This is a genomic window from Nocardia jejuensis NBRC 103114, from assembly GCF_001613145.1.
Lineage (GTDB): Bacteria > Actinomycetota > Actinomycetes > Mycobacteriales > Mycobacteriaceae > Nocardia > Nocardia jejuensis.
In genome coordinates, this window is the sequence record NZ_BDBU01000068.1 from 1 (window position 1) to 12,619 (window position 12,619).

Consider the following 12,619-nt stretch of genomic DNA (forward strand, 5'->3'; position numbering starts at 1 on the left):
GGTCGTAGGTTCGAGCCCTACTGGGGGCACACGCATGGCGAGGGGCCCGGATGGTACATCCGGGCCCCTCGCCACATCTGCGAATCTGTGGCAATCTGTCCGGATTTCGCCTACCGTTTCCGTGATAGAGCTTTTCCCGGGACCCATCACCACAGGCGGAGTTCATGACTTCCTTCGATGACCTGCTCTCCCAAGTACCCGTCGCACAGATCGCCGACAAGCTCGGCGTGGACCAGGCCACGGCGACCACCGCGATCGGCGCTGCCATCCCGGTTCTCCTCGGAGGATTCCAGGCAAAAGCCAGCAACCCTGATGCCGCGAGTGAACTGGAAGGCGAAATCGCCAAGCAGCCGGCCGGTCTCCTCGACGGCGGCGTCGACCTGGAACAGGTCGACGTGTCGAACGGACACCAGATCGTCGACCAGACTTTCGGCGCCGAGAAGAACACTGTCATGAGCGCCCTCGGTAATGTGGGGGACAGCAAGGTCACTCAGGACCTGATGGCCAAGCTGTTGCCGATGCTGGCTCCGATCGTGCTCGCCTATCTGGGCAAGAAGGTCCTGGGTGGAGGTGGCGGCGCTGCCACCGACACCGCGGCGAGCAGTGGCGGCGGCGGTGGTCTCGGCGACATCCTGGGCAGCCTGCTCGGCGGCGCCACCAGCGGCGGAAAGGCGAGCGGCGGCCTGGGTGACGTCCTGGGCGACGCGCTCGGCAAGAATGCCGGCAATGTGCTCGGCAGCGTGCTGGGTGGATTGCTCGGCGGCAAGAAGTGACTTCGCACGGCGGCTGTCCGTGAGGTCGCACCCGAGTTCGGTGCGGCGCTAACGCATTGCGGCCCAGGGCGATAGACACACGTCGCCGTGGGCCGCCGGCGTATGACATAGCCCTCACCCGGCCCGCAATGTCGCACGGATGAGTTTCACATCACCTTACGGTGTCGTAAGGTATGGGCGCGGCGGCAGGCCAGCGAGGGCTCGAACGCACCAAACGCACCACACGAAGGGCACATACATGGCAAAGGATCTGACTCAACTCGAACTGCTGTCGGAGTTGGAGCCGGTTGCCGCGGAGAACGTCGATCGCCACTTCTCCATGGCAAAGGAATGGCATCCGCACGACTACGTGCCGTGGGACGAAGGCCGTAACTTCGCTGCGATGGGTGGCATCGACTGGGATCCCGAGCAGTCAAAGCTGAACGAGGTCGCCAAGGCGGCCATGATCACCAATCTCCTGACCGAGGACAACCTCCCCTCCTACCACCGTGAGATCGCCGAGAACTTCTCGATGGACGGCGCCTGGGGCACCTGGGTCGGTCGCTGGACCGCCGAGGAGAACCGGCACGGCATCGCGATGCGCGACTACCTCGTGGTCACCCGCGGCGTCGATCCCGTCGCGCTCGAACAGGCCCGGATGATCCACATGACCAACGGTTTCGCCTCGCCCACCGAGGCGGACGCCGGCTTCCTGCATTCGGTCTCCTACGTGACCTTCCAGGAACTGGCCACCCGCGTCTCGCACCGCAACACCGGCCGCGTGTGCGACGACCCGATCGCCGATCGCATGCTGCAGCGCATCGCCGCGGACGAGAACCTGCACATGATCTTCTACCGCAACCTCTGCGGTGCGGCGCTCGACCTGGCCCCGGATCAGGCCCTCGACGCCATCACCCTGATTCTGGAGAACTTCCAGATGCCGGGTGCGGGTATGCCGAACTTCCGCCGCAACGGTGTCCTGATGGCCAAGCACGGCATCTACGACCTGCGCCAGCACCTCGAAGAGGTGATCAACCCGGTGCTCAAGAAGTGGAAGATCTTCGAGCGCACCGACTTCACGGCCCGCGGCGAGGAGACTCGCGAACGGCTGGGCCTGTTCCTGGAGAAGCTGTCCAAGGACGTGGTGAAGTTCGAGGAGCAGCGCGACAAGATGCTCGCCCGCGAAGCCGCCAAGCGCGAGAAGGAATTCGCCAACGCGTGATTCCCCGGGCTCGCGCCCGAGACCCGAAAGACCCCCGTGACCACCGGTCGCGGGGGTCTTTCGGCATCGCGAGCACACCACCGCTCGTCCTGGAGATACCGCCGTCGCGGGTTCGCGGTTCGACCGCGGCACCGGTCATGGGTGCGAGGACGGGTAGGTGTCCCCGGCCACATGATCGCGGATGAGACACTGGAGGGCGTGACATCGTCGCTCGAAGCCTCCAGGACCGCATTGCGGATCGGCCCCTACCCGGTCGACCCGGCGGTGGTGCTCGCGCCGATGGCCGGCATCACCAATGTCGCGTTCCGGACGCTGTGCCGTGAATTCGGCAGTGCCACCTCGATCTACGTGTGCGAGATGATCACCGCGCGCGCCGTGGTGGAGCGCAACGAGAAGACGCTGCACATGATGTCGTTCGCGCCGGACGAGAGCCCGCGCTCGATGCAGCTGTACGCGGTGGACCCCAAGACGGTCGGCGAGGCCGTGCGGATCATCGTCGGCGAGGGCTGGGCCGACCACATCGACCTCAATCTCGGCTGCCCGGTTCCCAAGGTCACCAAGCTCGGTGGCGGCGCGGCCCTGCCGTACAAGCGTCGACTGTTCGGGGACATCGTCAAGGCCATGGTGTCCGCGGCCGAACCCGCGGGCGTGCCGATCACCGTGAAGTTCCGGATCGGCATCGACGACGAGCACATCACCTATCTGAACGCCGGGCGCATCGCCGAGGCCGAGGGTGTCGCGGCCGTCGCGCTGCACGCGCGCACCGCGGCCCAGCGCTACTCCGGCGAGGCCGACTGGAGCACCATCGCACGGCTCAAGGAGGCGGTCACCAGCATCCCGGTGCTCGGTAACGGCGATATCTTCAGCGCCGACGACGCCGTGCGGATGATGGCCGAAACCGGCTGCGACGGCGTGGTGGTCGGACGCGGATGTCTCGGGCGCCCTTGGCTTTTCGCCGAACTCCAGGCCGCCCTGCGCGGTGAGGAACTGCCGACGCCGCCGAACCTCGGCAAGGTCGGGGAGATCCTGTACCGGCACGCGAGCCTGCTCACCGATCACGACGGTGAGGAGAAGGGCATGCGCGATCTGCGCAAGCACATGGCCTGGTACCTGATGGGCTTCCCGGTGGGTTCGGAACTGCGCCGCAGCTTCGCCACCGTCGGCAGCCTGAACCAATTGCGGGACCTGATCGGCAGACTCGACCCCACCGCGCCCTTCCCCAAGGACGCCGAAGGCCCGCGCGGCCGCCAGGGCTCCCCCGGCAAGGTCGCCCTCCCGCACGGCTGGCTCGAGGATCCGGAGGATCCCACCCCGCCCTGCGCAGCGGATGTCATGCACAGCGGCGGCTGAGCCGCTCGTGCCGGTCGGCGACGCGACGACGCCACCCGGGCGAGCCCCACACCAGCCGTTCCGCTCCGGCTCCCGAAGGTAACGCCGCTGTCCTGGCACACTTTCGCAGGGAGTTCGGTCTCCCCGTACCGCGCCACCGCGTTTCCGGTGCGGACGATCGGGGTTCGACCTCGGTGGATACCGGTTCGAGTGGTCCATCGTGGCGAAATCGTTATCATGGCGGTCGGCATCGAAAAGCAAAGTGAGGTTCGTTGGTGGGTGACGATCGGTACGGGCGTACGCCTCGGCCCGGAGGTCGCGCCCCGTGGGAGCGCTACCCCGAGGATGACGACGACGCCCGATCTCGCACCGGGCGGCGTAACCGCCACTCCGACAACGAAGCCGTCGCGGGCGCGCCCATCACCGTGCAGGATCTCGTGCAGCGGGTGGACAGCGAACGCAAGTCCCGCCGCCGCCGTCGCGCGGAACCCGACACCGACGACGAGGCCCCGCGCGGTCCCGAGCGCGCCGGCGGCGCCACCGGCGCGCGACGCGCCGTGCCGCCGGAAACCGCCGCGCCCAACGGTTCTCACCGCTCCCCCGCTCCGGCGGACAGCACCGGCGCGCGTCGCGCCGTGCCGCCCGACTCCGGCAACAACACCGGCGCGCGACGAGCGGTGCCACCGGATGCGGTGAACGGCACCGGTTCTCGGCCCGCGGCGCCACCCCCGAACACCGGATCCCGTCCCGCGGTCGATCCGAACCAGGCGAACGGCACCGGCGCCCGCCGTACGGTCCCCCCCACCCCGATGGTCTCGGCGGTGCCCGCCTCCGATCACGTCACCGAGGAACTACCCGCGGTCACCGAGGCTCCGAAGCAGCGCGCCAAGGCTTTCCGCGCACGCCCGGTCGAATCGCCCGCCGACTACCCCACGACCGCCCTGCCGACCTCCGTCGGCTCGACGGGCACCCGCCTCTCGATCAGCCGCAAGCGGCGCAATCGCAAGCTCGCCCTCGCCGGGCGCAGCGCGCTCGCGCTGTTCGCCGTGATCGCCATGCTCATCACCGGCGGCGGCTGGAGTTACCTGCGCGCCAAGGACAATGCCTTCGACAACGTGGCCGCGCTCGATCCGAACTCGGGCGACGTGGTCGACGCCAACGCCCAATACGGTGACGAGAACTTCCTGATCGTCGGCACCGACACCCGCGCCGGCGTGAACTCCTCGCTCGGCGCGGGCACCACCGACGACGCGGAGGGCTCGCGCGCCGACACCGTCATGCTGGTCAACATCCCCGCCGATCGCCAACGGGTGGTGGCGGTCTCGTTCCCGCGCGACCTCGACGTGAGCCGTCCGGTCTGCGAGGGCTGGGACAACGACAAGGGCGCGTACACCGGCGAGAACTTCCAGGCCGCGCCGGGCGACAAGCTCAACGCGGTCTACGCCCTGGGCGGACCCAAATGCCTGACCAAGGTCATCCAGAAGATGTCCGGCCTCAAGATCAATCACTTCGTCGGCATCGACTTCTCCGGCTTCGAGGCCATGGTCGACACCATCGGCGGCGTCGAGGTCTGCACCACCAAGCCCCTGATCGACGAGGTGCTCGGCACCGTGCTCACCACCCCGGGCAAGCAGACCGTCAACGGCAGCACCGCGCTGGACTACGTGCGCGCACGGCACGTGTACGGCGAGGAGCGCAGCGACTACGACCGGATCAACCGGCAGCAGCGCTTCCTGTCCTCGCTGTTGCGCGGGGCGCTGTCGAGCAAGGTGCTGCTGGACGTCGGCAAGCTGAACGGCTTCATCGACGCCTTCGCCAAGCACGCCTTCATGGACAACGTGACCACCAAGGATCTGCTCATGCTGGGCCGGTCCATGCAGAAGATGCAGGCCGGGCTGATCACCTTCCTGACCGTGCCCACGGCCGGAACCACGTCCTACGGCAACGAGATTCCCCGTGAATCCGATATCAAGGCCATCTTCCGCGCGGTCATCGACGATCAGCCGCTGCCCGGCGAGCAGAAGGCCGTGACGCCCGCGACCACCAGCGAGGCCCCCGCGGCCAAGCCGAAACTGATCGCGGTCGATCCCAGCACGGTGTCGCTGCAGGTCTCCAACGCCTCCGGCGTGGCGGGCGTGGCGGCCACCGCCGCCACGAAGCTGTCCAATCAGGGCTTCCAGATCTACAGCACCGGCAACTACGCCGACGGCACCTCGGCCAAGACCACTGTCCGCTACTCCAGCGGGCACGAGGCCGCGGCCGCCACGGTGGCCAGTTCGCTCGCCGGGGCGACGCTGGAACCCGCGACCGGGCTCGGCAGCATCGTCGAGGTGGTGCTCGGCTCCGACTACGCCGGGAGCGTGAAGACGCCCACCGCATTCGGTCAGGCCCTGCCCGACACACCCATCGACGGCGCCGGCGCCGGTGCGGCTCCGGTCACACTGCCGTCCGACCTCGAGCATGTGAACGCGGCCGACGACATCTGCAAATAGGGCCGCGGCGGCGGGCGGTCCAGCTGCGGCTACACCGCCGAAACAGACCAGCACCGATGATTCACCCACCGTTGGTGACTTGGTCAGGACCTACCACTACTGTCTTGTTTCATGCGTGTCATCTACAACGAACAAATGGCCGAGCTAGCCGATCTGCTCGGTGGCATGGCCGGGCTCGCGGGCTCGGCGATGGAGCGGGCGACCGGGTCACTGCTGAACGCTGACCTCGAGCTCGCCGAACAGGTGATCACCGAATACGACCGCATCGCCGAGATGATCCAGCTGGCCGAGGAGAAGGCGTTCGCCCTGCTCGCGCTGCAGGCTCCCGTCGCCGGTGACCTGCGCCAGGTCGTGAGCGCCATCCAGATCGTCGCGGACGTGAACCGCATGGGCGTGCTGTCGCTGCACGTCGCCAAGATGACCCGCCGGCGCTTCCCCAGCCACGCGGTCCCCGAGGCGGTCAACAGCTACTTCGCCGAGATGGGCCGCATCGCGGTCAAGATGGGCGCGAAGGCCAAAGAGGTCCTCGAGACCCGCGACCCCGAGCGCGCCGCTCGTCTCAACGACGACGACGAGGCGATGGACGACCTGCGCAAGCACCTGTTCACGATGATCATGGATCGCGACTGGGAGTTCGGCGTCGCCTCGGCCGTCGACGTCGCGCTGCTGGGCCGCTACTACGAGCGCTTCGCCGACCACGCCGTCGAGATCGGCCGTCGCGTGGTCTTCCTGGTCACCGGCGTGCTGCCGCCCGACCCGGATTCGGAGAAGGAATCCATCTGAGGCAGGGCCTCCCCCGGATCACCGATTCGAACAGTTCGGCGCTCGCACACGACACGGTGCGAGCGCCGAACTGTATCCAGATCACGCCCGCCGACGGAGGCGATGCCGGGCGCTGAAAGCTCTTCAGCGCCCGGCATTCTCAGTCCCGGACAGCCGAATCCGCTGCCTCCGGGTCGTTCTCGCGCCAGCCCAGCAGCACCGATCGGCCCCGCTCGGGACGCCACGGCAGCAGCACGGCGACCAGCACGACCGTCACCAGCAGCACGCCCACCGCTACATGAGAGGCCGCCGACGCGCCCTGCATGGCAGCCACCTTCATGGCCTCCACCAGGTTGGTCTTCGCCTGTGCCAGTAGCGGATTCACCGGCGCCTTCACGATCTCCAGGACGCTGATGGGCGTATTGCTCGCCAGCTCCTTCTGCTGCGCGTTCATGATCTGATCGGGGATTCCCGCGATCTTGCCGGCGATCTCGCGGCTGTAGATCGAGGTCATGATCGATCCCAGCAGCGCCACGCCCAGCGCGCCGCCGACCTCACGGGTGGTGTCGTTGACGGCCGAACCCGCGCCGGCCTCCTCCAAAGGCACCGAGCCCATGATGGATTCGGTGGCCGGACCCTGCACCACCGCGAAGCCGATGCCCATCAGCACCATCGAGATCACCACCGGGCCCAGGTACTCGGTCTCGGGCGTGACGGTGCCCGCGACGTACATACCGACCGCGAGGATCAGCATGCCGCTCACGATCATCGCGGTGGTGCCGACCTTCTGCGCCAGCATCGTCGCGGCCGGTGCTCCTACGCCCACGGCCGCTGCGAAAGGCAATGAGTGGATACCGAATTCGAGTGGTGAGAACTCCTTCACGCCCTGGAAGTACTGGGTGATCAGGAACAGGAACCCGAACGCGCAGAAGTAGGATACGGTGATCGCCAGCGACGGCACCGCGAAGCGGCGGATCCGGAACAGCCGCATGTTCAGCACCGGGGTCCGGGTGCGCAGTTCCCAGGCCACGAACACCGCCAGCGCGATCACCGAAAGCAGATATCCCGCAAGGCTCTGCGCCGAGAGCCAGCCGTGCTTGGGCGCCTCGATGATGGACCAGACCAGCGCGGTCACGCCGACCAGCGACAGCACGATGCCGACCCGATCGAGCCGATCCACATGCGCCGCACGCGATTCCGGCACCGCGATCAGGGTTGCCACGATGGCCACCAGAGCGACCGGGACATTGATCCAGAACACCGAATGCCAGGAGAAGTGGTTCAGCAGCCAGCCGCCCGTGATCGGGCCGATGGCGATGGCGATACCGGCCATGGCGGTCCACAGCGCGATGGCCGCGGCCCGCTCCTTGGCGACGGTGAAGATATTGATGATGAGCGCCAGCGTCGCCGGGAACACGACCGCCGCGAACACGCCCATTCCGGCCCGTGCCGCGATGACCTGCCCCAGCCCGGAGGACAGGGCCCCGGCCCCGGACATGACCGCCACACCGGCCAGGCCGATGATCATGAACTTGCGCCGCCCGAACCGGTCGCCGAGGTGACCCATGGCGAGCAGCAGGCCGGAGAAGGCCAGCGTGAACGAGTCGACGATCCACTGCAGGCCGCTCATATCGGCCTTCAGCTGCACCGCCATCGACGGCAGTGCGACATTCACGAGTGTGTTGTCCAGTACCACGAGCAGCTCCGCCAGGCAGATGGCGATCAGGGCCGCCACCCGTCCTCGCGCCGACAAACCCGCCACGCCGAGCCCGGATACCCGGCTCGCCATTGAAACAGTCACCCGACACCTCCCTTTACTAAACCGATCGGTTTACCAACAGGGGGAGACTAACTGTGACTGACAGTTGCACACAACCGCCTACGGTATGTATGACGCAGCACACAAAACGCCCCGGCCAGCGCATAACCACCGATTCGGCGGCGCGGCCGACCGGGATCCGCCACTGGGGACAGTGATCGCAACACCGCCCGCGGACCGCGACAGCGAGCATCCGCACCGGCTGACCACCCGCTCGAACACGCCCGCACACGATGGTGGCCCCGGTCCGTACGGACCGGGGCCACCATCGTGGATCGCTCGCCGCCTAGCCGAAACGACCGGAGATGTAATCCTCGGTGGCCTTCTGCGACGGGTTCGAGAAGATCTTCTCGGTCTCGTCGATCTCGACGAGCTTGCCCGGCTTGCCCTGCGCCTCCAGGTTGAAGAAGGCGGTCTGGTCACTCACACGCGCTGCCTGCTGCATGTTGTGCGTGACGATGACGATGGTGAACTCCTTCTTCAGCTCCGAGATCAGATCCTCGATCGCGAGCGTGGAGATGGGGTCCAGCGCCGAACACGGCTCGTCCATGAGCAGCACATCGGGCGAGACCGCGATGGCACGCGCGATGCACAGACGCTGCTGCTGACCACCCGAGAGGCCGCCACCCGGCTTGTCGAGACGATCCTTCACCTCGTTCCAGAGGTTCGCGCCGCGCAGCGACTGCTCGGCGGTCTCGTCGAGTTCCTTCTTGTTGCGCACACCCTGCAAGCGCAGCCCGGCCACCACATTGTCGCGAATGGACATGGTGGGGAACGGGTTCGGCCGCTGGAACACCATGCCGATGGTGCGTCGCACGCCCACCGGATCGATGTTCGCGCTGTAGATGTCCTCGCCGTCCAGCAGCACCGCGCCCTCGACGCGGGCCTCCGGAGTCACCTCGTGCATCCGGTTCAGCGAACGCAGCACCGTGGACTTGCCGCAGCCGGACGGACCGATGAAGGCCGTCACGCTGCGCGGCAGCACGGTCAACGAGACGTCGGCAACCGCGTGGAACTTGGCGTAAAAGATATTGAGGTCTTTGATATCGATCCGCTTGGCCATCGTTCTTTTCCGTTCCTATCGGTTCCGCGTCAGCAGTTTGTTGACCGCCGCGGCGGCGAGATACAGCAGCGCGATGATCAGGATCAGGGACAGCGCCGCGCCCCACACCCGAGCCCGGCCCGCCGGTTCCGGGTTGGCCAGTTCCTGGTAGATCATCAGCGGAAGCGAAGCCATATTGCCGTCGAACACGTTCATGTTGATCGACTTGGAATAGCCGACCAGCACCAGCACCGGCGCGGTCTCACCCATGACACGGGCCAGCGAGAGCAGGATGCCGCTGATCATGCCGGGGGCGGCGGTCGGAACCACGATCCGCACAATGGTTTTCCACTTCGGGACACCGAGTGCGTACGAGGCCTCGCGCAATTCGTCCGGGACCAGCTTGAGCATTTCCTCGGTGGAGCGCACCACCACGGGCAGCATCAACAGCACCAGGGCCAGCGCCACCGCGAACGCGCTCTGCGGGAACCCGAAGGTCGCGATCCACAGCGCGAAGATGAACAGCGCGGCCACGATCGAGGGCACGCCGGCCAGGATGTCCACCATGAAGGTGACAGTCTTGGCCAGCCAGCCGCGACCGTATTCGACCAGGTAGACCGCCGCCATGATGCCCAGCGGCACCGCGATCACCGCGGCCATGCCCGCCTGGGCGATGGTGCCGTAGATGGCGTGGTAGATACCGCCGGCGCTCTGCTCGGGCAGCACGCCCTTCTGCGACTTGGTCCACCAGTCGATGGAAGCGACTGCGTTCCAGCCCTTTTCGACGACGGTGTAGAGCACCCACAGCAGCGGCACCAGCGCGATGCCGAAGCAGGCCCACACCACACCGGTGGCGAGATTGTTCTTGAACCGGCGAGCCGGGGTGACGTGCCGGAAGGTCGGAGCCTTGACCGGCTTGTCGAGTGTGGTGGTCATCCGTTCACCTTCCCGCCCGCAACCAGCCGGGCCAGTGCATTGACGATGAAGGTCAGTGCGAACAACACGAAGCCGGCCGCGATGTACGCGCCGGTCGGCAGCTTGGAACTGAATTCCGAAGCGGCCGAGGCGATCTTGGAGGCGAAGGTGTAGCCGCCGTCGAACAGCGACCAGCCACCCGCCTTGGCGGAGGTGCGCAGCACCACCAGGACCGCGATGGTCTCACCCAGTGCGCGGCCGAGGCCGAGCATGGAACCCGCGATCACACCGGAGCGGCCGTACGGCAGCACCGTCATGCGCACGACCTCCCACTTGGTGGCGCCCAGGGCCTGAGCGGCCTCGATGTGCGCACGCGGGGTCAGGCCGAACACCTCACGGCTGACGGAGGTGATGATCGGCAGGATCATCACCGCCAGCACCACACCCGCGGTGAAGATGGTGCCACCGCCGGTGATGGAGACGTTGCCGTCCGAGAACAGGAAGAACCAGCCGAGGCTCCTGTTCAGGAACGACTGGAACGGCTCGATCTTCGGGGCGAGCACCAGCACGCCCCACAGACCGAACACGATCGAGGGCACCGCCGCGAGCAGATCCACGACCATGGAGAACGGCCGGGCCAGCTGCTTGGGCGCGTAATGCGTCAGGAACAACGCGATGCCGACACCGATGGGCACCGCGATCAGCAACGCGAGCAGTGAGCTCAGCACCGTGACCATGAACAGGTCCTTGATGCCGAACCGCAGGTTGTCCGCGTTCGAGGTGTTGAACTCGGTGCTGGTGAAGAAGTTCGCCTTGTTCTCCAGCACCGAGGGCACCGCTCGAATGAGCAGGAACAGTGCGATCAGCGCGATGGCGGCGACGATGATGCCGCCGGCGGCCGTGGCCGCCGAGCGGAACACGAATTCCGCACCGTACTTGGTGGGGGCTTTGCGCCCGGCGGCCGGTTTCGTGCTCGGTTCGGTCGGCATGAGCGCAGTATCCCCCGACGGCAAGGCACGGTCCCCCCGAGGGCCGCCCGAAATGGACGGTTCCGCGGAGGAGATTTCGTCGTGCACGGTCATGGCGTTGTTCCGATCAGGCGATCAATCAGGCGATCAGGAGATGGCGTTGATCGCGGCGGTGAGCTTGGTCTTGAACTTGTCCGGGATCGGCACGTAGCCGGCATCGGCAAGTCCGGTCTGGCCGTTGCCGACCGCCGAGGTCAGGAACGCCTTGACCGCCTTGGCGGTGTCGGCATCGCTGTACTTCGAGCAGACGATCTCGTAGGTCGCGAGCATGATCGGGTACGCGCCACCGACGGTGGGCTTGTAGATCGAGCTGTTGTCCAGGACCAGGTCGTTGCCCTCACCGGAGATCTTGACGCCGTCGATCGCCTTGCCGGCGCTCTCGGAGGTCAGCTCGACCGGCTTCGGGTCGTTCGAGGTGGCGGTGGTCAGGATGCGGGCCACCGACAGGTTCTGCGACTTCGCGAACGCCCACTCGTTGTAGGTGATCGAACCCGGGGTGCTCTTGATGGCGGCCGAGGTGCCCTCGTTGCCCTTCGCACCCTCGCCGACGCCACCGGTGAAGGCCTTGCCCGCACCCTTGGTCCACGCGCCGTCGGACGCGGCGGTCAGGTACTTCTGGAAGTTGTCGGTGGTTCCCGACTCGTCGGAGCGGAAGATCACGGCGATCTTGTCCGACGGCAGCTTGTCGGCCTTGGCCGAGTTCAGCGCCTTGATGTTCGGGGCATCCCAGGTGGTGATCTCACCGGAGAAGATCTTCGCCATGGTCGGGCCGTCGAGCACCAGATCGGTGATGCCGGCGACGTTGTACGTCACGGCGATCGGGCCGAACACGGTCGGCAGGTTCCAGGCCGGGCTGCCACAGCGGGCGGCGGCCTTGGCGACCTCGTCCTTCTTGGCGTCCAGCGGCGAGTCCGAACCCGCGAAATCGGTCTGGCCGCCGAGGAATTCGTTCACACCGGCGCCGGAGCCCGACGAGGTGTAGTCCAGCTTGGAGCCGGAGCAGTTGTTCTCGTAGGCGGCGATGAAGCGGTCCATCGCGTTCTTCTGAGCGGACGAGCCGCTGGCCTTGAGAGCACTCTTGCCGCCACAGGCGACGTCGATCTTGGCGACATTGCCCGTCTGGGCGGAATTGTCGTCGCTGCCACAGGCGGTCAGCGTCATGGCGCCGGCCGCGGCCAGGACACCGATCAGGGCGCTGCTGCGCTTGAGATTCACTTGGATCCTCCGCGAATCACGGTCTGCACGCCCGACCCCTCAA

10 protein-coding genes are annotated in these 12,619 nt (G+C 66.8%); 5 read left to right on the plus strand and 5 right to left on the minus strand.

Features of this window, described 5'->3' with window-relative positions; translation table 11 throughout:
• The first annotated feature begins 164 nt into the window (after positions 1-164).
• The 5 genes from NJ1_RS35745 to phoU all read left to right on the plus strand — a co-directional run bounded on the left by NJ1_RS35745 (position 165) and on the right by phoU (position 6,578).
• Complete coding sequence (locus NJ1_RS35745) at positions 165-773, plus strand: DUF937 domain-containing protein (RefSeq protein ID WP_067704119.1); 609 nt, start codon at positions 165-167, stop codon at positions 771-773.
• 238 nt (positions 774-1,011) lie between these two features.
• A complete protein-coding gene (locus NJ1_RS35750; protein WP_067704122.1) occupies positions 1,012-1,974 on the plus strand; it encodes an acyl-ACP desaturase in 963 nt (320 codons plus the stop codon).
• A gap of 171 nt (positions 1,975-2,145) precedes the next feature.
• The gene (gene dusB, locus NJ1_RS35755; RefSeq protein ID WP_218025316.1) at positions 2,146-3,324 is read left to right on the plus strand and encodes a tRNA dihydrouridine synthase DusB; all 1,179 of its coding nucleotides are present in this window, start codon (positions 2,146-2,148) and stop codon (positions 3,322-3,324) included.
• 254 nt (positions 3,325-3,578) lie between these two features.
• Positions 3,579-5,795, plus strand: coding sequence for an LCP family protein (locus NJ1_RS35760; protein ID WP_067704125.1), 2,217 nt, complete (start codon positions 3,579-3,581; stop codon positions 5,793-5,795).
• A 111-nt stretch (positions 5,796-5,906) separates the two neighbouring features.
• Complete coding sequence (phoU, locus tag NJ1_RS35765; protein WP_067704127.1) at positions 5,907-6,578, plus strand: phosphate signaling complex protein PhoU; 672 nt, start codon at positions 5,907-5,909, stop codon at positions 6,576-6,578.
• 139 nt (positions 6,579-6,717) lie between these two features.
• On the opposite strand, the gene NJ1_RS35770 is transcribed toward phoU, so the two are convergent.
• The 5 genes from NJ1_RS35770 to pstS all read right to left on the minus strand — a co-directional run bounded on the left by NJ1_RS35770 (position 6,718) and on the right by pstS (position 12,576).
• Entirely contained in the window at positions 6,718-8,346 is a 1,629-nt protein-coding gene (locus tag NJ1_RS35770) for an MFS transporter (RefSeq protein WP_067704129.1), read from the minus strand.
• Between the two features lie 316 nt (positions 8,347-8,662).
• Entirely contained in the window at positions 8,663-9,439 is a 777-nt protein-coding gene (gene pstB, locus NJ1_RS35775; protein WP_067704131.1) for a phosphate ABC transporter ATP-binding protein PstB, read from the minus strand.
• Between the two features lie 15 nt (positions 9,440-9,454).
• The gene (pstA, locus tag NJ1_RS35780) at positions 9,455-10,354 is read right to left on the minus strand and encodes a phosphate ABC transporter permease PstA (protein WP_067704134.1); all 900 of its coding nucleotides are present in this window, start codon (positions 10,352-10,354) and stop codon (positions 9,455-9,457) included.
• Positions 10,351-11,322, minus strand: coding sequence for a phosphate ABC transporter permease subunit PstC (pstC, locus tag NJ1_RS35785; RefSeq protein WP_067704187.1), 972 nt, complete (start codon positions 11,320-11,322; stop codon positions 10,351-10,353). The genes pstA and pstC overlap by 4 nt, the downstream gene beginning before the upstream one ends.
• A 126-nt stretch (positions 11,323-11,448) precedes the next feature.
• On the minus strand, positions 11,449-12,576 hold the full coding sequence (gene pstS / locus NJ1_RS35790) for a phosphate ABC transporter substrate-binding protein PstS (RefSeq protein ID WP_157574558.1): 1,128 nt from the start codon (positions 12,574-12,576) through the stop codon (positions 11,449-11,451).
• Positions 12,577-12,619: the final 43 nt, after the last annotated feature.